The 20,202-nt window shown below is 74.1% G+C and carries 15 protein-coding genes; 13 read left to right on the top strand and 2 right to left on the bottom strand.

The features are described 5' to 3' along the window. On the top strand, positions 1-1,423 hold a 1,423-nt coding region (locus NUM_RS21065), incomplete at its 5' end, for a tetratricopeptide repeat protein (protein WP_207126629.1). A 208-nt stretch (positions 1,424-1,631) separates the two neighbouring features. Here the strand turns inward: NUM_RS21065 and NUM_RS21060 are convergent. After that, the gene (locus NUM_RS21060; RefSeq protein WP_207126628.1) at positions 1,632-2,081 is read right to left on the bottom strand and encodes a MarR family winged helix-turn-helix transcriptional regulator; all 450 of its coding nucleotides are present in this window, start codon (positions 2,079-2,081) and stop codon (positions 1,632-1,634) included. Between the two features lie 78 nt (positions 2,082-2,159). On the opposite strand from NUM_RS21060, the gene wrbA reads away from it, so the two are divergent. The 5 genes from wrbA (at position 2,160) to NUM_RS21035 (ending at position 9,855) form a co-directional block, all read left to right on the top strand. Further along, complete coding sequence (wrbA, locus tag NUM_RS21055) at positions 2,160-2,801, top strand: NAD(P)H:quinone oxidoreductase (protein ID WP_207126627.1); 642 nt, start codon at positions 2,160-2,162, stop codon at positions 2,799-2,801. 23 nt (positions 2,802-2,824) lie between these two features. Then, positions 2,825-4,249 (top strand): MFS transporter, encoded by a 1,425-nt coding sequence (locus NUM_RS21050; RefSeq protein ID WP_207126626.1) that lies wholly within the window; start codon positions 2,825-2,827, stop codon positions 4,247-4,249. Between the two features lie 197 nt (positions 4,250-4,446). Continuing rightward, entirely contained in the window at positions 4,447-7,191 is a 2,745-nt protein-coding gene (gene ppc / locus NUM_RS21045) for a phosphoenolpyruvate carboxylase (protein WP_207126625.1), read from the top strand. A 229-nt stretch (positions 7,192-7,420) separates the two neighbouring features. Then, on the top strand, positions 7,421-8,932 hold the full coding sequence (gene cysC, locus NUM_RS21040; RefSeq protein ID WP_207126624.1) for an adenylyl-sulfate kinase: 1,512 nt from the start codon (positions 7,421-7,423) through the stop codon (positions 8,930-8,932). Continuing rightward, on the top strand, positions 8,929-9,855 hold the full coding sequence (locus tag NUM_RS21035; protein ID WP_225918736.1) for a sulfite exporter TauE/SafE family protein: 927 nt from the start codon (positions 8,929-8,931) through the stop codon (positions 9,853-9,855). Before cysC ends, NUM_RS21035 begins: the two co-directional genes overlap by 4 nt. 41 nt (positions 9,856-9,896) lie before the next feature. On the opposite strand, the gene NUM_RS21030 is transcribed toward NUM_RS21035, so the two are convergent. Beyond that, entirely contained in the window at positions 9,897-11,336 is a 1,440-nt protein-coding gene (locus tag NUM_RS21030; RefSeq protein WP_207126623.1) for a glycoside hydrolase family 26 protein, read from the bottom strand. A 263-nt stretch (positions 11,337-11,599) separates the two neighbouring features. Here NUM_RS21030 and NUM_RS21025 point away from each other — a divergent pair, with 263 nt between their 5' ends. The 7 genes from NUM_RS21025 to NUM_RS20995 all read left to right on the top strand — a co-directional run bounded on the left by NUM_RS21025 (position 11,600) and on the right by NUM_RS20995 (position 20,155). After that, complete coding sequence (locus NUM_RS21025) at positions 11,600-13,165, top strand: Wzz/FepE/Etk N-terminal domain-containing protein (protein ID WP_207126622.1); 1,566 nt, start codon at positions 11,600-11,602, stop codon at positions 13,163-13,165. Positions 13,166-13,170: 5 nt separating this feature from the next. After that, positions 13,171-14,730 carry a hypothetical protein gene (locus NUM_RS21020; protein WP_207126621.1) on the top strand — a complete coding sequence of 520 codons (1,560 nt, stop codon included), beginning with the start codon at positions 13,171-13,173 and terminating at the stop codon, positions 14,728-14,730. Then, a complete protein-coding gene (locus NUM_RS21015; RefSeq protein WP_207126620.1) occupies positions 14,727-15,983 on the top strand; it encodes a hypothetical protein in 1,257 nt (418 codons plus the stop codon). The genes NUM_RS21020 and NUM_RS21015 overlap by 4 nt, the downstream gene beginning before the upstream one ends. Before the next feature lies 1 nt (position 15,984). Further along, on the top strand, positions 15,985-16,857 hold the full coding sequence (locus NUM_RS21010; RefSeq protein WP_207126619.1) for a sulfotransferase domain-containing protein: 873 nt from the start codon (positions 15,985-15,987) through the stop codon (positions 16,855-16,857). Position 16,858: 1 nt separating this feature from the next. Then, a complete protein-coding gene (locus tag NUM_RS21005; RefSeq protein ID WP_207126618.1) occupies positions 16,859-18,421 on the top strand; it encodes a lipopolysaccharide biosynthesis protein in 1,563 nt (520 codons plus the stop codon). After that, positions 18,411-19,145, top strand: coding sequence for a methyltransferase domain-containing protein (locus tag NUM_RS21000; protein WP_207126617.1), 735 nt, complete (start codon positions 18,411-18,413; stop codon positions 19,143-19,145). Before NUM_RS21005 ends, NUM_RS21000 begins: the two co-directional genes overlap by 11 nt. A gap of 215 nt (positions 19,146-19,360) precedes the next feature. Then, complete coding sequence (locus NUM_RS20995; protein ID WP_207126616.1) at positions 19,361-20,155, top strand: SGNH/GDSL hydrolase family protein; 795 nt, start codon at positions 19,361-19,363, stop codon at positions 20,153-20,155. Positions 20,156-20,202 lie beyond the last annotated feature (47 nt).

The raw sequence follows: 20,202 nt of genomic DNA, 5'->3' as shown, positions 1-20,202 counted from the left end.
CGGCGAGGTACCGGTCGGCGCCGATCCGGTGGTCGCGGCGCGCACGGCACAGGAGCGGCTGGCGATGGGGCTGGACGCGGCCGGCCGGCTGCCGGCGGCCGTCGCGGCCGCGCAGCAGGCACTGGAGAGCCCGGCCGACGACCGGCACACCGGCCGCACCCACGCGCTGCTGGCGTTCATGCACGCCAACACCGGCGACGCGGCGACCGCGCTGAGCCACGCCACCGAGGCGACGCGGCTGCTGGCCGGCCGCCCGGCCGAGATGGTGGCGCACGTACGGCTGCTCACCGGTCGGCTGCACGCCCGGTCCGGCGACTTCGCCACCGCGATCGGCGAATTCCGGGCCGCCGCGGTCGGCGCCGAGGCGAACACCCGGGCCGAGGCGCTCCGGCTGTACGGGCACGCCGCGCTCGACGCCGACCGGCCCGACGAGGCGATCGAGCCGCTCACCGAGGCCATCGGCCTGTGGTCCGGCCTCGGCCAACCGCGGCCGGTCGCGCACCTGCGCGCCGCGCTGGCCGACGCGCTGGGCCGGACCGGCCGGTACGACGAGGCGGCGAGCGTCGGCGAGGACGCGCTGGACGGGTTGTCCGACCCGGACGACCTGCCGGCCCGGATCGACACGTTGTTGCTGCTGGGCGTCGCGTACCGGGAGCTGCACGCCACCGAGGCGGCCATCGAGGCGCTCGACGAGGTGGCGCGGCACTGCGCCGCGGCCGACAACCCCGCCGGCGTCGGCGAGGCGAACGCGCGGATCGCCGAGATCCTGGACGGCGTCGACCGGGACGCCGAGGCGGCCCAGCGCTGGGCGGACGGCGCCGCCGCCTTCCGCGCCGCCCGCCTCGCCGCGTCCGGTGACACGCCCGAACCCAGCGGCGCCGACGCAGCACACACCGGCGCGGCCGACGAGAGCGGCGCGGGGGACGACGGCGACGGGTCCGACCCGGCGGAGCGGGCCGAACGGGTGGCGCGACTGGCGGTGGACGAGTTGCGGGCGGCACGGAACGCGGCGCTGTCCTGGCAGTGGGCCGAGCAGCCGGAGCGGGCGCTCGCCGCGCTGCCGGCGGCGGACGCGGCGGCGCGGGTCGCCGGTACCGACCGGCCGCAGGCCTGCTGGGAGGTGGCGGTGCTCGGCTACGACGCCGGCCGGATCCTCGCCAACGCGGAACGGCTGGACGAGGCGCTGGCGCGGACCGGCTCGGCGGTGACGCTGTTCGCCGGGCTGCGGGCGAGCGGCGACCTCGATCCGGCGCCGACCACGGTGGAGATCGCGGTGCGCACGCTGCACGCCCGGCTGCTGACCGGGCTGGGCCGGCGGGCCGACGCCCGCAGCACGCTGACCGCGCTGCTGGACGAGCTGCCGCCGGCCGCCGAGGAGCACCGGGCCGACATCACCGCGCTGCTGGCCGAGACCGAACGCTGAACCACCGGTAGCGCGCGGGTCGGCGACACCACCGTCGACCCGCGCGGCGCCGCTCGGTCGCGCCGTACCGAACGGATCGGCGGCCCCGAGCGCTCCCGCGATGTCGAGCACCCGCGCGGCGCCGAGCACTCGCCCGGTTCGGCGACCCGTGCGGCGCCGACCAGTCGCGCGGTGCCGAGCGGTGGCGGGTACGGGTCGTGTCGAAGGGTCACTGCGCGCCGGGTCGGTCGGCGCGCCGGACGTTGCTGGCCAGGGTGTTGAGCAGTTCGGGGAGCCCGGCCACGCTGGGCTCCGCGACGCCGGCCACCGTCTCCTCGGCGAGCCCGCGCCAGAGCCGCCGGAGCTGCTCGACCAGGGCGGTACCGCTGTCGGTGAGCTCGACCACGCTGGCGCGCTTGTCCCCCCGGGCGGGCCGGCGGAGAACGTGGCCGGAGGCCTCCAGCTTGCGGCTCATCTGGGTCACGCTGGGTGGTTCGCAGCCGAGCGCGGTGCTGAGCGCCGCCTGGATCATCGGCCCGGAACGCGCCAGTTCGAGCAGCAGCGCCTCCTGGCCGGGGTGCAGGCCCAGCGGTGCCAGCAGCTCGCCGACCCGGGCCCGGTGCCACAGGCTCAGCCGGCGGATGGCCTGGTTGATCGCGTCGGCCTGGTCGAAGTTCATGGAAACCCCTTGGCGCCAGTTAGTTATGCGGATAATGTTATCCGCATAACTAACTCTACACGACCCGAGGGGCCGGGCATGACCGTCAAGATCGCTGTCATCTACTACAGCGCCACCGGCGCCGTCCACGCACTCGCCGAGGCGGTCGCCGACGGCGCGGCCGCGACCGGCGCCGAGGTGCGGCTGCGGCCCGTCGCCGAGCTGGCGGGGGACCACGAGATCGATCAGAACCCGCGGTGGCGGCGGCACGTCGACGCCACCGCGGCGACCGCCCAGGCGTCGCCGGCCGACCTGGAGTGGGCCGACGCGCTGGCGTTCGGCACGCCGACCCGGTTCGGCACCCCGGCCGCACCGCTCAAGCAGTTCATCGACCAGACCGCCGGGCTGTGGCGGGAGGGGCGGCTCGCCGACAAACCGATGACCGCGTTCACCTCCGCGTGGAACACGCACGGCGGTACCGAGGCGACGATCCTCTCGCTGGCCAACGTCTTCTACCACTGGGGCGGGCTGATCGTCCCGCCCGGCTACACCGATCCGGCCGTGTACGCCGCCGGCGGGAACCCGTACGGCACCTCGTTCGCGGCGAGTGCCGGGAACGACGGCGCGCCGGACACCGCGACGCTCGACGCGGCCCGGTACCAGGGTCGCCGGCTGGCCCGGACCACCGCCGTGCTGCTGGCCGGGCGGCACGCCGCCGACCAGGTCCTCGAGACCGCCTGAGTACCGGACCTGGGAGGGAAGGCATGACAGGCATCCGAACCGAACCGGCCCGGGCCGGCCGGAACACCGACCGCGGCCGGCTGGTCCTCGCGCTGGTCTGCGCCAGCCAGTTCATGGTGATCCTCGACTCGGCGATCGTGAACGTCGCGCTGCCCTCGGTCGGGGCGGAGCTGCGCTTCACCCCGACCGGCCTGGCCTGGGTGGTGAACGGGTACCTGCTCACGTTCGCCGGCCTGATGCTGCTCGGTGGCCGGGTCGCCGACGTCGTCGGGCCGCGACGGGTCCTCCTCGCCGGGCTGGCGCTGTTCTCCGCGGCCAGCCTCGTCGGCGGCCTGGCGCCGAACCCCGGCGTACTGGTGGTGGCGCGCGGCGCGCAGGGCGTGGGGGCCGCGCTGATGGCTCCGGCCACCCTCGCGGTGATCAACACCGGTTTCCCCGAGTCGCGCAGCCGGGCCAGGGCGTTCGGCGCCTGGTCGGCGGCGGGCGGCATCGGCGGCATGGCCGGCGCGCTCGCCGGCGGGGTGATCACCACCGGCCTGTCCTGGCGGTGGGTCTTCCTCGTCAACGTACCGATCGGCGTCCTGCTGATCGCCGTCGCCGCGACGTCGTTGCCCGCGGTGCGCCCGCCCGGCCGTCCCTCGCTCGACCTGGCCGGCGCGATCACCGGTACGGCGGGGCTCGCGGCGGTGATCCACGGCGTGATGCGGGCCGCGGACCACGGCTGGCGGTCGGGGTGGGTGGTCGGGCCGGTCGCCGCCGGTGTGCTGCTGCTCGTCGCGTTCACCGTGGTGCAGGCGCGCGTCGCCGCCCGGCCGCTGGTACCGCTGCGGCTGTTCGCGGTACGCGGGGTCGCGGTCGGCACCGGCATGCTGGTGCTGTTCGGCGGTGTCGCCATCGCGATGTGGTACTTCACCTCGCTGTTGCTGCAGAACGTGCTCGGCTACAGCGCGTTGTGGGCCGGGCTCGGCCAGACCCCGGCCGCGGTGGCGTTCCTGCTGGTCGCGCGGGCCGCGGCCGGGTTGTTGCCGCGGCTCGGCGCGCGGCGGTCGATCCTGGCCGGCGCCGCGCTGTTCCTGGTCGGCTTCGGCTGGCTCGCCCGGGCCGACGCCGGCACCGGGTACCTCCCCGGCGTGCTCGGGCCGACCCTGCTCGTCGCCGTCGGGATCGGCCTGGTGTTTCCCACCGTGATGGCCGTGACCACCGCGGACGCACCGGAGCGGGACGCCGGGGTGGTCGGCGGCGTGGCCACCACGGCGAACCAGGTGGGTTCCTCGATCGGCCTGGCCGTGCTCGCCACGGTCGCGAGCGCCGTCTCGGCGGCCGACCGGCACCCGAGTTCACCGGCCGCCCTCGCCGCCGGGTACGACCGGGTCTTCCTCGCCGCCGCCGGGCTCGCGGTGGGCATCGCGCTACTGAGCGTGCTGCTGCCGCGGCCGACGCGGGACTGACGGCGCGCCGGCACCGTCCGCGTGGCGTACCGAACCGGTCCGAACCGGGCGAGGTGCCGCCTTGCCGGACGGCCGGTCGGTGAGTGGACGATCTCACACCGTCGCGGACGGGTCGGCGGGTCTCGTTAGGATCGCTGCGACAAACGATCTCCCGACAGCGTCGTCGGAGGCACCCTGGACATCGGGAGGGAGCTTCGATGACCGATCAGTCGAACACCGACGCGCCGGACGCGGCGTTGCGGGCGGACATCCGGCGGCTGGGCACGCTGCTCGGCGAGGCACTGGTCCGGCAGGAGGGCGGCGAGCTGCTCGCCGAGGTCGAGGAGGTCCGCGCCCTGGTGCGCACCGACTCGGCGACCGCCGCGCAGCGGCTGGCCGCGCTGGACGTGGCGACCGGTACCAAGCTGGGCCGCGCGTTCTCCACCTACTTCCACCTGGCGAACGTGACCGAGCAGGTGCACCGGGCCCGCGAGCTGCGGGCGGCCCGCGCGATCACCGGCGGCTGGCTGCGGGAGACCGCCGAGCTGATCCGCAAGGCCGGCACCCCGGCCGCGGACGTCGACGCGGCGGTCCGGCGGCTCGCGATCCGGCCGGTGTTCACCGCGCACCCGACCGAGGCGGCCCGGCGGTCGATCCTGGTCAAGCAGCGCGCGATCGCCGACACGCTGGACGCGGAGGCGGCCGAGCGGGCGCTCGGCGGCGGCGCGGACACGGCCGCGTACGACCGGCGGTTGGCGGAGCTGATCGACCTGCTGTGGCAGACCGACGAGCTGCGGCTGACCCGGCCGGAGCCGACCGACGAGGCCCGCAACGCGATCTACTACCTGACCGAGCTGTACGCGAACGCCGCGCCGCGGGTGCTCGCCGACCTACACGACACGCTGGCCGATCTGGGCGCCGAGGTGCCGGTGACGGCGCAGCCGTTCACCTTCGGTACCTGGATCGGCGGCGACCGGGACGGCAACCCGTACGTGACGCCCGAGGTCACCGCGAACGTGCTGCTGCTGCAGCACGAGTACGGCATCCGGGCGGCCGAGCACGCGATGGACGGGCTGGTCAGCGACCTGTCGCTGTCCGCGCGGCACGCGCACCTGTCGGAGCCGCTGGCGGCCAGCCTGGACGCCGACCTGGCCGCGCTGCCGGAGCTGCCGGCCCGGTTCCGCCGGGTCAACGCGGAGGAGCCGTACCGGCTGAAGGCGCGGTGCATCAAGCAGAAGCTGGCGAACACCCGGGCCCGGCTCGCCGCCCGGCGCCCGCACGAGCCGGGCCGCGACTACCTGGGTACCGCGGAGTACGTGGCGGACCTGGAGCTGATCCGCACCTCGCTGGCCGAGCACGACGGCGCGCTGATCGCCGACGGCCGGGTGGCGGACGCGATCCGGGCGGCGCAGGCGTTCGGCCTGCAGCTGGCGACGATGGACGTCCGGGAGCATTCGGAGAAGCACCACGCGGTGCTGGCGCAGCTCTACCAGGCGGTCGGCGAGGTCGACTACGCGCGCCTGGACCGGCCGGCCCGCACCGAGCTGCTCGCCGCCGAGCTCGCCGGGCGACGGCCACTGTCCACTCCGGACGTGGCGCTGGGCGACGCGGAGCGGCGCACCTACGACGTGTTCGCGACGATCCGCGAGGTGCAGGACACGTTCGGGCCGAAGGTGATCGAGAGCTACATCGTCTCGATGACGCACGGCGTGGACGACCTGCTCGCCGCGGTGGTGCTGGCCCGGGAGAACGGCCTGGTCGATGTCCACAGTGGACACTCCAGGCTGGACTTCGTGCCGCTGCTGGAGACGGTGCACGAGCTCAAGCCGGCCGGCGAGCTGCTCGACGCGTGGCTCAGCATCCCGGAGTACCGCAAGATCGTGGCCGCCCGCGGCGACGTGCAGGAGATCATGCTCGGCTACTCCGACTCCAACAAGGAGGCCGGGATCGCGTCCAGCCAGTGGTCGATCCACCAGGCCCAGCGCGCGATGCGGGACGCGGCCGCGAAGCACGGCGTCACGCTGCGGCTGTTCCACGGCCGCGGCGGTACGGTCGGGCGCGGCGGCGGTCCGACGCACGAGGCGATCCTGGCCCAGCCGTACGGCACCCTGGACGGCTCGATCAAGGTCACCGAGCAGGGCGAGGTCATCTCCGACAAGTACACGCTGCCGGCGCTGGCCCGGGAGAACCTGGAGCTGACCGTCTCCGCCGTGCTGCAGGCGACGCTGCTGCACACCGAACCGCGGCAGCCCGCCGCCGAGCTCGCCGTCTGGGACTCGGTGATGGACACCGTGGCCGGCGCCGGCGAGAGCGCCTACCGGAAGCTGGTGGAGCACCCGCGGCTGCCCGACTACTTCTGGGCCTGCACACCGACCGCGCTGCTCGGCTCGCTCAACATCGGCTCCCGGCCGTCGAAGCGCCCGAACACCGACGCCGGGCTGGACGGGCTGCGCGCGATCCCGTGGGTCTTCGGCTGGACCCAGACCCGCCAGATCGTCCCCGGCTGGTACGGGGTGGGCAGCGGCCTGGCCGCCGCCAACGCGGCCGGGCTGACCGACACGTTGCGTGCGATGTACCAGCGATGGCAGTTCTTCCGTACCTTCGTCTCGAACGTGGAGATGATGCTCGCGAAGACCGACCTGTCCATCGCCCGCCGCTACGTCGACGCCCTGGTACCCGACGAGCTGAAGCACTTCTTCGACCAGATCGAGGCGGAGTACACCGCGACGGTGCGCGAGGTGCTCGCCATCACCGGCGAGGCGCACCTGCTCGACGCCCAGCCGGTACTGCAGCGCACGCTGGCGGTGCGCGACACGTACCTGGAGCCGCTGCACCACCTGCAGGTCTCGCTGCTGGCCAAGTACGCGGCGGCGGGCGGGGCGGACGCCGGCGACGAGGCGCTCCAGCGGGCCCTGCTGAGTACGGTCAACGGCATCGCCGCCGGCCTGCGCAACACCGGCTGACCCACCGGCACCGACGTGATCGAGGGATGGCGTCCCGTCGCCCCGGGACGACGTGCGCCAATCCCTCGATCAACGCCACATGCCTCGATCACGCCACAGTGCCTCGATCAACGCCACAGTGCCTCGATCGATGCCACGGCGGGGTACCCGCAGCGGTGAGCGGGCGGGGGCGGTCGGTGCTACTCAGGATGGGCTGCGAGACTGTGCAGACCTGCCGATTGGGGGTGCGATGACCGACTGGGTCCTGCCCGACGGGGTGCTGCGCGACGCGCCGTCCTACACCCCGCGGCCCGCCGAGCTGGCCGACCTCGAACTCCTGCTCTCCGGGGCGTACGCGCCGCTCACCGGGTTCCTGGCCGGCGACGACGCGACGAGCGTGGCCCGCCGCGGCGCCCTCGCCGACGGCACCCCGTGGCCGGTGCCGGTCACCCTGGTGGTGCCGGTGGAGGTGGCCGAGCGGCTCGATCCGGGCCAGCCGGTGCGCCGGCTGCTGATCCTGACCGACCCGGAGGGTGCGCCGGTCGCCGCCGTGGAGGCGATGGAGCTCACCGAGATCCGGGACGGCTGGTTCCGGGTCGGTGGGCCGGTGCGCCGGGTCGGCGCCCCGGAGCACGGCGCGTTCCGCCGGCTGCGCCGCACCCCCGACGAGGTGCGGGCCGGGCTGCCGGACGGCCGGGTGCTCGGGGTGATCGCCACCCGGCCGCTGCACCGCCCACAGCTGGCGCAGATCGGCAACGCCGCGCGCACCATCGGCGCGCACGTGCTGATCTTCGTCCCGGTGGCCGGTCCGGGCCCGGAGGGCCTCGCGCCGGAGGTGCTGGTGCGCTCGATCCTGGCCGCGAGCGACCGGATCCCGCCGGCCACGATCGTCGCGGTACCGCTCGCCTCGCGCGGCGACGAGGTGCGCGACGGCCTGCTGCGCGCCCGGGTCGCGGCCAACTACGGCGCCACCCACCTGCTGTCCACCGGTGTCGCGGTCGGCGGTGCGATCCGGGTCGTGGTGCCGCGCGACTTCGCGTACGACAACCGGGACGGCCAGTGGCGCCCGATGGACGACGTGCCGCCGCGGCAGCGCCGTACCGCGATGTCCGTCGACGACATCAACGACCTGCTCGACCGCGGTTCGCCGCTGCCGGAGTGGCACACCCCGCCGGCGGTGGCCCGGGAGCTGCGCAAGGCCCGGCCGCCGCGCCACCAGCGCGGCCTGGTGCTGCTGTTCACCGGGCTGTCCGGGGCCGGCAAGTCGACCGTGGCCCGCGGCGTCGGGGATGCGCTGGCCGAGTCCGGCGAGCGGCGCGCGACCACGCTGGACGGTGACGTGGTGCGGCGGATGCTGTCCGCCGGGCTGGGGTTCTCGGCCGAGGACCGGGACCGCAACATCCGCCGGATCGGCTTCGTCGCCGCCGAGGTGGCCCGGCACGGCGGGATCGCGCTGTGCGCTCCGATCGCCCCGTACGCGCGAACCCGGGCCGAGGTGCGCGAGATGGTGCACGCGGTCGGCGCCGACTTCGTGCTGGTGCACGTGGCGACGCCGCTCGCGGTCTGCGAGGAACGCGACCGCAAGGGGCTGTACGCGAAGGCCCGGGCCGGCATGGTCCCGTCGTTCACCGGCGTGACCGACCCGTACGAGGAGCCGACGGACGCGGACCTGACCCTCGACACCAGCAAGCTGAGCGTCGAGGAAGCGGTCGAGGAGGTCCTCGACTTCCTCGTCTCCGGCGGCTGGCTGGACACCCTGTGAGCACCGACCTGCTGCTGATCATCGCCGGCCTCGGCGTCGGTGTCGTCGTCGGGCTGACCGGGATGGGCGGCGGCGCGCTGATGACGCCGCTGCTGGTGCTGTTCTTCGGGGTGCCGCCGCTCGCCGCGGTGTCCAGCGACCTGATGGCGAGCCTGGTGATGAAGCCGGTCGGCGGGCTGGTGCACCTGCGCCGCGGCACCGTGGACAAGCGGTTGGTGGGGTGGCTGTGCGCCGGCAGCGTGCCGTGCGCGTTCGGCGGCGTGCTGGTGGCCAGGTCGTTCGGCGACGGCGAGCGGATGCAGCAGGTGGTGCAGCTGGCGCTGGGTGCCGCGCTGCTGCTGGCGGTGGCCGGGCTGGCCGCGAAGGCGTTCGTCGGGGTCCGTGACCGGGGCCGCGGGGCGCCCGCCGAGCCACCCCGGCCGGTACGGGTCCGACCGCTGCCGACGGTGCTGGTGGGTGCGGTCGGCGGGCTGATCGTCGGGATGACCTCGGTCGGCTCCGGCTCGCTGATCATCGTGGCGCTGCTCGTGCTGTACCCGATGCTGTCCGCGCGGGATCTGGTCGGTACCGACCTGGTGCAGGCGGTGCCGCTGGTCGCGGCGGCCACCCTGGCGCACCTCGCGTTCGGCGACTTCCGGCTGTCACTGACGGCGTTTCTGCTGGTCGGCGCGCTGCCCGGGGTGTACGTCGGCGCCAAGCTGTCGTCGCGCGCGCCGGGCGCGGTGGTCCGCCGGGCGCTGGGGCTGGTGCTGCTCGCGAGCGGGTTGAAGATGCTCGGGGTGGGCAACCTGGCGCTGCTGGTGGCGGTGGCCGGCGGCCTGCTCGTGTGCGTGCCGGGTTGGCTGCTGCTGCGGCCGGTGCTGGCCGCGCGGTTTGCCCCGCGCACCGCGCCGGCGACCGGGGCCGATGGTCGTGCCCAATAAACCCACTAATTCGGTCGGAACAGTTTGTTCGCTGCGGCCGGTCAGCGTGGCGGCTTCAGCGGCCGTACCGGACCCTCGCTCGGCAGGTTCGGCGGCACGGTGGGCAACGCCGGCGGGCTCGCTGCCGGCACGGTGACCTGGAAGATCGGCAACGCACCGAGCTTGCGGTACGCGGGCAGCGCGTCCGCCGGGTGGTCCACCCGCGAGTCGTGCCCGTTGTCGTCCGGCGTCTCGAAGTAGATCAACGCCTTGATCCGCGGGAACCGGGCGATCTCGGTACCGACGTTGTCGTAGAACCATGCCTTGTGCTTGGCGTCGCTGCCGCTCCACACGCCCCACTCGCCGATCATCAGCGGCTTGTCCGGGAACCGGGCGGCCGCCCAGTTGTAGAACCCGGTCCAGCCGCTCCGCCGCTGGGCACCGGCCAGCAACGGGCTCGCGGACGGCGGCCCGGACGAGGCGGTGCCGGACGGGGAGGGCGCCGCGCCCGACGGCGACGGCGAGCCCGGCGACGGCGAGCCCGGCGTCGGGGAGGCCGGTGTCGGGGAGGCCGGGGTCGGGCTGGACGGGGACGGCGACGGGCTCGGCGAGCCGGACGAGGGCGGGGACGGCGACGCGGACGGGGCACCGGACGTCGGGGACGGCGACGGGCTGGCCGGTGGCGGGGACGAGCCGTCGCCGCCCCGGTTGACCATCTCGCCGAAGTCGCCGTACCCGTAGCCGGGCGTGCTGTAGGCGTAGACGTCCAGCGCGATCCAGTCGACCACGTCGTCGCCCGGGTACAGCTGGTCGAACCACGGTTGCGCCGGCCACTTCGCGTAGCCCATGTAGGTCATCACGGTGACCACGTTGGTGGCGCCGTCGTCGCGCAGCCGCTGCACCACGTGCCGGTACATCGCCGCGTAGTCGGCCGCGGTGTAGCCGGACCCCTTCGTCTCGTCGACGTCGTTCTCCGGCTCGTGGTGGATGGTGAGGAAGAACGGCCCCGGGAATCGCTTGTGGAGGTAGGCGGCGAGGCGGTCGATGAAGTCGTCCACCTTCGGGTCGCCGGCGGCGATGTCCGCCCAGCTCGCGACGGCCGGCTTCCAGTTGATGAACGGGATCCGCGGGTGGCCCGACTCGTCCGCGGTGGCGATCTCCTCCGCGGTCGGGAACAGCGTCCCGATCCCCCGGTGGTACGTGTGGAAGACGGCCTGGGTGCGCCGCGTCTCCTGCTCGAACTCGTGCAGCGAGGCGGTGAGCGAGCGGCCGGTGTGGCCGCCGGTGGCGGCGCCCCACAGCACGTTGCAGGTCGGTACCAGCTTCTCGCCGACCGTGCAGTCCGACGGGCCGGTGTCGGTGGGCGTCGGCTCGCTCGCGATCGGGACGGGACGGACCGCGTTGCCTGCCTCCGGGCTGAGCAGTCCATAACCGCCGAGGCCGATCGTGAGGACCGCGCCGACCGCCACCACGATCAGTACGGTGGCTTTCCGGCGTCGCATCCTTCGGCCTCCCTCCCACCGGCGGTGGATGTTTCCACTGGTAGCAGCGCCGCAGGGGCGCCGGCCGGACATTTACCTTTTGTCTTACTTTTGAGTGATGCCCTGCGAGTCGAATCGAGACCGAGCCGGGCCGCCACGATTAGTATCCGACCGATCACTTATGGTGTGAGGCTATCCGTGGCGTCCTCATCGTCATCACTCGGCCACTCACCGCGAGAGGCGTCACGGCGAGACGAAGTGCTCCCGGCGAAAGGCACCGCTCGATGGACGTCACCACCCCCGCGCCCGGCGATCTCGCCGACCACCTCACGGCGCTCCGCCGCGGCTGGTTCGTCCTCGCCTGCGCCGCGCTGCTCGGCCTGATCGCCGCCGGCGTGGTCACCACCCTGCTGCCGCACCGGTACCGGGCGACCACCGCGGTGCTGGTGCTGCCCACCGGCGCGCAGGACGTCAACGCCACCGGCGGCCGGACCAAGGAGTCGATCAACCTCGACACCGAGGCGCAGCTGGTCAAGTCCACCGCGGTGGCCGAGCGGGCCCGCACCCTGCTGCACGTCACGACGCCGCCGGCGCAACTCGCCGAGGCCGTCGACGTGTCGGTACCGCCGAACAGCACGGTGCTGCAGATCGCCTACTCGGCCACCGACCCGGCCGCCGCCCGCGTCGGCTCGCACGCGTTCGCCACCGCGTACCTGGCCAACCGCTCCGACAGCGCGCAGGCAGCCACGAACGCGACCGTACGGGCGCTGCGCGAGCAGGCCAACCGGGTCAACGCCGAGCTGCGCAGCACCACCGGCAAGCTCGCCAACGCCGAACCCAACTCCTCCGCGCACGCGCTGCTGGACGCCCAGCGGCGCAACCTCACCGGCCAGCTCGGCACCCTCGGCAACCGGATCAACGACGCCACCACCACGGCCGCCTCCGCCGGCCGGATCATCACCGACGCCGCCACACCCACCCGGCCGACCAGCCCGTCGGTACCGGTCAACCTCGCCGCCGGGCTGCTGGTCGGGCTGCTCGCCGGCGCCGCCGCCGCGCTCGCCGCGGCCCGGTTCGGCCGCCGGGTGCGCAGCGCCGCCAACCTGACCCGCCGTACCGGGGTGCCGGTGCTCGCCGACCTGCCCACCGGCCCGGCCGCGGACCGCAGCTTCGGCCGGCTGCGCAACGAGCTGAGCGCCGGCGACGGCGGCCCCGCGGTACTGGCGGTCGTCGGCGCCGGCGGCACCGGGGCGGCGGTGGCCTCCCGGCTCGCCGCGGCGTTCGCCCGGGCCGGCCAGGACACGGTGCTGGTCGCCGCGGCCGGCGGCGGGCTCCCGGCGGTACCCGACCGGCCCGGCCTGACCGACGTGCTCGCCGGCACCGTCGGGCTGCCGACCGCGCTGCACCCGGTGGACGGCCGGCCGGGCCTCGCCGTACTGCCGGCGGACGGCACGACCGGGGCACTGCCGATCCCCGCGGTCGGTGCGGTGCTCGACCGGCTGCGGGAGCAGCGGACCACGGTGCTGCTGGCCACGCCGGACGCCGCCGACGGGCCGGAGACGCAGGCGCTCGCCGCGCTGGCCGACGCCGCGATCCTCGCGGTGCCCCGACGCACCGCCCGGTACGCGGTGGTACGCGACGCGGCCGAGCATCTGCACCGGGTCGGTACCACGCTGCTGGGCGCGGTGCTCACCGCGCCCGGTGACACCGCCGCCGACGACAGCACCGGCACCGGTGCGGCCGGATCCGACGTCGAGCGGTCGGACTCCAGCGGTACCCACCGGGCGCCGGACGAGGTGGCCGAGGACGGTGCCGAGGCCGCGCCGGTCGGCAGCTCGGCCCGGGCGTAACACCCGTGTCGACGGCAGGCACGCCGACCGCACACCGTCCACTCCGGACGGACGAGCCGGCGCGACGGTACGGCCGGCTGCGCCGGCTGCGGCCCCGGCTCACCGCGGCATGGCCGCTGACCTGGCTGCTCGGCGGCTACCCGATCTGGTGGGCGCTCGGCCTCGGCGTCCTGATCTTCCCGCTGCTCGCGGTGCCGATGGCGGTCGCGCTGGTCCGCCGGCCGCCCCGCCGGCTGCCGCCGGAACTGTTGCTGTGGTTCGGATTCCTCGCCACCACCGTGGTCGGGATCGCGGCTCTGGGCATCGACCCGCCCGGTACGATCCCCGGCGATCCGATCGGTCGACTGCCCGGCGTCGCGTTCCGGCTCGTCGAGTACGGCTCGCTGACCGTGCTGCTGCTGTACGCGCTGAGCCGCACCCACCGCGAGCTGCCGCAGCGGCGGCTGGTGGCGCTGCTCGGATGGCTGTTCGTGGTGACCGTGGCCGGCGGGCTGCTCGGCACGTTCGCCGGGCACCTGCAGTTCACCTCGCCGGTCGAGCTGCTGCTGCCGCAGCACGTGCGGCACAACAACTTCGTCGCCTCGCTGGTACACCCGTCCGCCGCGCAGCTGATGGACGTGCTCGGCTACCAGGCGCCGCGGCCGGCCGCACCCTGGGGCTACACCAACACCTGGGGCAACAACCTGGCGCTGCTGATCGGCTGGTTCGTGGTCGCCGCGTTCGCGCTGCGCGGCCGGCACGCCCGGCTCGCGGGCGCGCCCCGGGCGCTTCGGCGCACCGGCGACAAGGACGCACCCCGGCCCACCTTCCTGACCGGGCGGCGGATCGCGGCGTTCGTGCTCCTGGTACTCGCCGTGGTGCCGGTGGTGACCTCGCTCAACCGCGGGCTGTGGATCGACCTGGCGCTGCTCGCCGGCTACCTGACCGTACGGCTCGCGCTGCGCGGCCGGTTGCTCGCGCTCGGCGCCGGGATCGCCGGTGCCGCGGTCCTCGGCGTACTGCTGCTGGCCACGCCGCTGGGCGACGTGGTGCACGGCCGGCTGGAGAACGGCAAGAGCAACAACGTGCGGATGTTCGTCACCGAGAAGGCGATCGACGGGGTCGTCGCCTCCCCGCTGATCGGGCTCGGTACCACCCGCAACACGCAGGGCAGCGACCAGTCGATCGCGGTCGGCGGCACCCCGGACTGCCAGCGCTGCGGCGGCCACACCATCGGCGGCAACGGCCAGCTGTGGCAGGTGCTCTACCTGCACGGCGGGCTGGGCACCCTGCTCTACCTCGGGTTCTTCGCCGCGATCCTGTGGCGGCACCGCCGCGACGCCAGCCCGATCGGGCTGGCCGGCAGCGGCGCGATCGTCGTGTCGCTCGCCTCGATGTTCTACTACAACGCTCTCGTCACGCCCCTCGCCTTCACCTTCCTGTCGTACGCGCTGCTGTGGCGCAACGACGCGGCCCGATCCCTGCCGGGCCGTCGCTTCAGAGGTCCCGGCGGAGAGGACCGTCGGAGCCCGACGGACCTCGTATCGTCCGGGCCTCTCCCGAACCCAGTCGAGGAGCCCGCATGAACGCGCCGGCCGAACTGACCGCCGACACGGCGGCGAGACGGACCGCCTACCTGACCGAGGTGTTACCGCTGCTGTACCCGCAGCCGTGCCGGATCGCGCTGCCCCGCACCGGATCCGTACCGCAGCCGACGCGCAGCTTCGTGGTGCTGCCGGACCTGCGCCGGGCCCGGCTGCTCGCCCCGCTGGGCAGTACCCGGGTCACCGTCGGCGCGGTCCGGCGGTACTCCGAGCCGCAGTCGCTGGCGTCGAGGATGAAGCGCTCCGCGGTGACGGCGGCGCTGCGGACCGGCGCGAGCGCGGTACTGCTGCGCGACCGGATCCGGGTGTCGGCGCCCGCCGACGCCGACCACATCGAGTCGTACCTGGCCGGGCTGCTCGGCGTCCGACTGACCCCGTCCGTCCACATCGGACCGGCGCGGGCCAACCGGAAACCGGTGCTGCAACTGCTGGACGACGCCGGCCGGTCCATCGCGTTCGTGAAGATCGGGGTGAACGACCTGACCCGCGGCCTGGTCCGGACCGAGGCACGGGCGATGCTCACGCTCGCCCAGGCGGGGCTGCGGCACCTGCGGATCCCGGCGGTGCTCGGTACCGGGCAGTGGCACGGCAACGAGCTGGTCGCCGCGTCGGCGCTGCCGATCGACGCCTCGCGGGTACCGCTGCGGCACGAGACGCTGGCCGCGGCGATGCGCGAGGTGTGCGGGGTGGCCGGGGTCCGGCGGCAACCGCTGGCCGAATCCGAGTACTGGGCCCGGCTGCGGGCCCGGCTCGGCGGTCTCACCGACGTCGAGGACGGCCGTACCCTCGCCGCGGCCGCGCGCGATCTGGTCGGCCGGACCGGCGCGCAACGCATCGACTTCGGTTGCTGGCACGGCGACTGGACGCCGTGGAACATGACCAGCACCAGCGAGGGGCTGCTGGTCTGGGACTGGGAACGGTTCGGCACCGAGGTACCGGTCGGGTTCGATCCGCTGCACTACCGGCTGCAGGCCGCGATCGTCCGGGACGGCCGGGATCCGCGCGACGCGGTGGCCGACCTGCTCACCATGTGCGGCCCGCTGCTGTACGGGTTCGGGGTGCCGGGCGGTTCGGCTCGCACCACCACGCTGCTCTACCTGATCGATCTGGCCGCCCGCTACCTCGCCGACCGGCAGGCGGAGGCCGGCGCGCGCCTCGGCGTGCTGGGTACCTGGTTGCTGCCGGAACTGGTCGCCGCCGTGGCCGCGGTGCCGGACGTGGAAGGGTGTCGGTGAGATGCTGGGTACGACGCTGCCGACCGGAGTGAAACGGTTGGCGCACACCGGATCGGTGGGCTTCGGACGGCTCACCGCGGCGCACCGGATGCTGCCCTCGTTCCTGATCGCGGGCGGCCAGCGGTGCGGCACCACGTCGCTGTACCGGGCCCTGTCCGCGCATCCGGCGGTGCTGAAAGCCGTGTGGCACAAGGGTGTGCACTACTTCGACGTCGGCTACGAGCACGGACCGGACTGGTATCGCGGGCACTTCCCGTTGTGCCGCACCGCGGGCCGGCGGGAGCGCCGGATCGGTGCCCGGGTGCAGACGTTCGAGTCCAGCCCCTACTACATGTACCATCCGCTCGCCGCGGAGCGGATCGCCGCCGCGCTGCCGGACGTGAAACTGATCGTGCTGATCCGCGACCCGGTCGAGCGGGCGTACTCGCAGCACGCGCACGAGGTGGCGCGCGGTTTCGAGACCGAACGCGACTTCGCGCTGGCGCTGGCCCGCGAACCCGGCCGGCTGGCCGGGGAGGCGGCCCGGCTGCGCGACGACCCGACCTACCACAGTCACGCCCACCAGCACCACGCCTACACCGAGCGCGGCCAGTACGTCGATCACCTGGTACGGCTGGAGAAGGTGTTCGGCCGCGACCGCATCCACGTGGTCGACTCGGAACTGTTCTTCACCGACCCGGCGCCGGTCTACGACTCGGTACTGTCCTTCCTGGACCTGCCGGATCTCGGCCACCCGCCGTTCGAGCGGCACAACGCGCGGTCCCGGGGACCGATGCCGGACCGGGTGCGGCGCCGGCTGGCGGCGCACTTCGCGCCCTACGACGAGCGGTTGGCCGACTGGCTCGGCTACCGACCGTCCTATCTGGAGCACTGAGGTGGCGCTCACCCGGGCCACCCCGGAACACGGCACGGTGCTCGCGAGTACCGCCCGGTCCGGCGCGCTGAACCTGGTCGCCGCGGGGTTCTCCGGTGCCGCCGGGCTCGCCGTCACGATGCTGATCGCGCGCGGGCTCGGGCACACCCAGGCCGGCGTGTTCTTCGCGGCGACCTCGGCGTTCCTGCTGGCGCAGATGATCGCGAAGCTCGGCACCGACACCGGCCTGGTGTACTGGCTGGCCCGGCTGCGCGCGCTGCGCCGGTTCGACCTGCTGCACCGGTGCCTGCGCTCGATGCTGCTGCCGGTACTGGTCGCCTCGGTGGCGATGGCCGCGCTGCTGATGCTGGCCGCGCCGCGGCTCGCGACGACCGGCTGCTTCGGCGCGGACGTCGCGCACGCACCGCAGTTCGCCCGCCAGCTGCGGCTGCTGGCGCTGTTCCTGCCGCTCGCCGCGCTGTCCGACGCGCTGCTGTCGGCGACCCGCGGGTACCGGACGATGCGGCCGACCGCGCTGACCGAGAAGGTACTGCGGCCGAGCCTGCAACTGGCCGGCCTGCTGGTGGTGCTGCTCGCCGGCAGCCTCACCGCGGACGTCGCCGCCTGGGCCGCCCCGTACGCGGTGAGCATGCTGGTCGCCGGCTGGTTTCTGTCCACTGTGGACCGCAGGGCCCGGTCCCGGCCGGTCGACGAGCAGGTCGCCGACCACCGGTTGCCGGCGGACCTGACCCGGGCGGTGTGGCGGTTCACCGCGCCGCGGGCGCTGTCCTCGATCGCGCAGGTCGGGCTGCAGCGGCTGGACGTACTGCTGGTCGCCGCGCTGCTCGGCTTCCGGGCCGCTGCCGTGTACACGGTGGCGACCAGGTTCATCGTGGTCGGCCAGCTGGCAAACCAGGCGATCGGCGCCGCGGTGCAACCCCGGCTGGCCGAGCTGCTGGCCCGCGGCGACACCGCGGCCGTGCGCAGCCTGTACCAGACCTCGACCGGCTGGGTGGTCGCGCTGACCTGGCCGCTGTACCTGCTCGTCGCGGTGTTCGCACCGGCCTACCTGCAGGCGTTCGGCGCCGGGTACCGGCAGGGCTCCGCCGCGGTCGTGGTGGCGCTGCTGTGCGCCGCGATGCTCGTCGCCGCCGCCTGCGGCATGGTCGACATGGTGCTCACCATGGGCGGCCGTACCACCTGGAACCTCGCCAACGTGGCACTCGCGTTCGGCGTGAACCTGGCCGTCGACCTGGTGGCGATTCCCCGGCTCGGCATTCTCGGCGCGGCGCTCGGCTGGGCGCTCGCGCTGCTGGCGAAGAACCTGGTGCCGCTGGGCCAGATCGCCGCCGTTCTGCGGCTGCACCCGTTCGGCCCCGGGACGATCCGGGCCGCCCTGCTCGCGGCCGGTTGCGTCGGCGTGCCGGCGATCGCGGCCCGGCTGCTGTTCGGCGCCGGCCCGGCCGGCCTGGCCGTCGCGCTCGCCGTGGCCGTCCCGGCCTACGCCGCCGGTTGCCTCGCCTGCCGGCACCAGCTCCGCCTGTCCCCCACCGCACTGTTGGGAAGGTTGTCCCGTGCGCACTGACTACCCGAACCTGTTCCTCGACGACACCGTGGTCGACCGGTACCGCGACGTGGTGTACGCGAAAGGCGGCTACGCCGCGGCGATCAGCGCCCGGCAGCGCGCGTTCCTGCGCGAGCTGGTCACCCGCGAGTTCGCCACGCCGCCGGTGCAGCACGACTTCGCCTGCGGTACCGGCCGGGCGTTGCTGATGCTCGACGACCTGGTCTCGTCCGCGCACGGGTACGACGTGTCACCGGCGATGCTGCGCGCCGCCCGGGAGGCCGGCAGCACCGCCGAACTGCACCGGGTGCCGATCGAGGGTCCGACGCCGGAGCCGGTCCGTACCGAGGGCCCGGCGCTGGTGACGATGTTCCGGCTGCTGCTCAACGCCGCCCCGGCGGTACGCGACCGCGCGCTCGCGTTCGCCGCGGCCGCGCTGCCGACCGCCGAGTCGGGCCTGCTGGTACTGGAGAACCACGGCCGGTCGCCGTCGCTGCGGCACCTGGGCGCCCGCCGCCGGCGCGGCGAGGCGTGGTTCGCCGAGCTGACCGACGGCGCGGTCACCGACCTGCTGGCCCGGCACGGGTTCCGGCTGGTCGGGCGGCGCGGCTGTGCACTGACCTCGCGCGGCTGGTACCGCCGGCCCGGGCTGCGCGCCGTCGCCGGGCTGCTCGACGACCGGCTGGCGCACCGGCTGCCCGCCGTCGCCACCAACGTGCTCTACCTGGCCCGCCGCACCACCTGACGCCGCCGCTCGGCGATCCTGGCGCCGCGCTGGGCAAGCGCTTGCCACCTGCCGTGACGGCGCTGGTCGACCGCGCCGCCGCGGGGTGGCGCCGGTGGAAATTAGCGTCATCAAGGCAATTACTTAGAAAATTCTTGCCTCGGGGTCTTTCGGATTACTTGCCGGTAATGCTGTGATACGAGACACGATCCCGGATCCCCTACCCGGAGGTAAACATGCGCAGATCCCGCCTTGTCGCGGCACTGGCCGGCCTGCTCTCGGCGGCCGGCGCCACCCTGGCGTTCGCCGCTCCGGCGCAGGCCGCCGCCGTCAACTACGTCGCGCTCGGCGACTCGTACTCGTCCGGTGTCGGCGCCGGGTCGTACATCGACTCCAGCGGCTCGTGTGACCGCAGCACCAAGGCCTACTCGGCGCTGTGGGCCGCGGCGCACTCGCCCAGCTCGTACAGCTCCGTCGCCTGCTCCGGCGCGACCACCAGCGACGTCAACTCGTCCCAGCTGTCCGCGCTGAACAGCAGCACCTCCCTGGTCAGCCTCACCATCGGCGGCAACGACATCGGCTTCTCCAACATCATGACCACCTGCGCACTGCAGGGCACCGACGCGTGCGTGGCCGCGGTGCAGAGCGCCGAGGACGCCGTGCAGAGCACCCTGCCCGGCAAGCTCGACACCACGTACAACGGCATCCACCAGCACGCGCCCAACGCCCGCGTCGTGGTGCTCAGCTACCCGGTCTTCTACCAGCTCGGTACGTTCTGCGTCGGGCTCAGCGCCAAGTCGCACGCCAAGATCGACGAGGGCATCAACCTGCTCGACGCCACCATCCAGGCGGCGGCGCAGCGGCACGGCTTCGTCTTCGCCGACGTCCGCGACATCTTCGTCGGTCACCAGCTGTGCAGCGGCGACAAGTGGCTGCACGCGCTGAACTTCTCCGACATCACCGAGTCGTACCACCCGACCGCGACCGGCCAGTCCAGCGGCTACCTGCCGGCCTTCACCAGCAACGCCTGACCCACCGCGCTCCCCCCGCAGCGGCCCGCCGACCCCCTGGCGGGCCG

The sequence above is a fragment of the Actinocatenispora comari genome (assembly GCF_017312725.1).
Lineage (GTDB): Bacteria > Actinomycetota > Actinomycetes > Mycobacteriales > Micromonosporaceae > Actinocatenispora > Actinocatenispora comari.
The sequence above is the reverse complement of the archived record's forward strand: the minus strand, read 5'-3'. Positions and strand labels throughout refer to the sequence as shown.

Excerpts from the sequence above, each read along its gene's own strand:
- NUM_RS21060 (WP_207126628.1), bottom strand. The coding sequence starts at position 2,081 with ATGAACTTCGACCAGGCCGACGCGATCAACCAGGCCATCCGCCGGCTG.
- NUM_RS21015 (WP_207126620.1), top strand. The coding sequence starts at position 14,727 with ATGAACGCGCCGGCCGAACTGACCGCCGACACGGCGGCGAGACGGACC.
- NUM_RS21025 (WP_207126622.1), top strand. The coding sequence starts at position 11,600 with ATGGACGTCACCACCCCCGCGCCCGGCGATCTCGCCGACCACCTCACG.
- wrbA (WP_207126627.1), top strand. The coding sequence starts at position 2,160 with ATGACCGTCAAGATCGCTGTCATCTACTACAGCGCCACCGGCGCCGTC.
- NUM_RS21030 (WP_207126623.1), bottom strand. The coding sequence starts at position 11,336 with ATGCGACGCCGGAAAGCCACCGTACTGATCGTGGTGGCGGTCGGCGCG.
- ppc (WP_207126625.1), top strand. The coding sequence starts at position 4,447 with ATGACCGATCAGTCGAACACCGACGCGCCGGACGCGGCGTTGCGGGCG.
- NUM_RS21010 (WP_207126619.1), top strand. The coding sequence starts at position 15,985 with ATGCTGGGTACGACGCTGCCGACCGGAGTGAAACGGTTGGCGCACACC.
- NUM_RS21050 (WP_207126626.1), top strand. The coding sequence starts at position 2,825 with ATGACAGGCATCCGAACCGAACCGGCCCGGGCCGGCCGGAACACCGAC.
- cysC (WP_207126624.1), top strand. The coding sequence starts at position 7,421 with ATGACCGACTGGGTCCTGCCCGACGGGGTGCTGCGCGACGCGCCGTCC.
- NUM_RS20995 (WP_207126616.1), top strand. The coding sequence starts at position 19,361 with ATGCGCAGATCCCGCCTTGTCGCGGCACTGGCCGGCCTGCTCTCGGCG.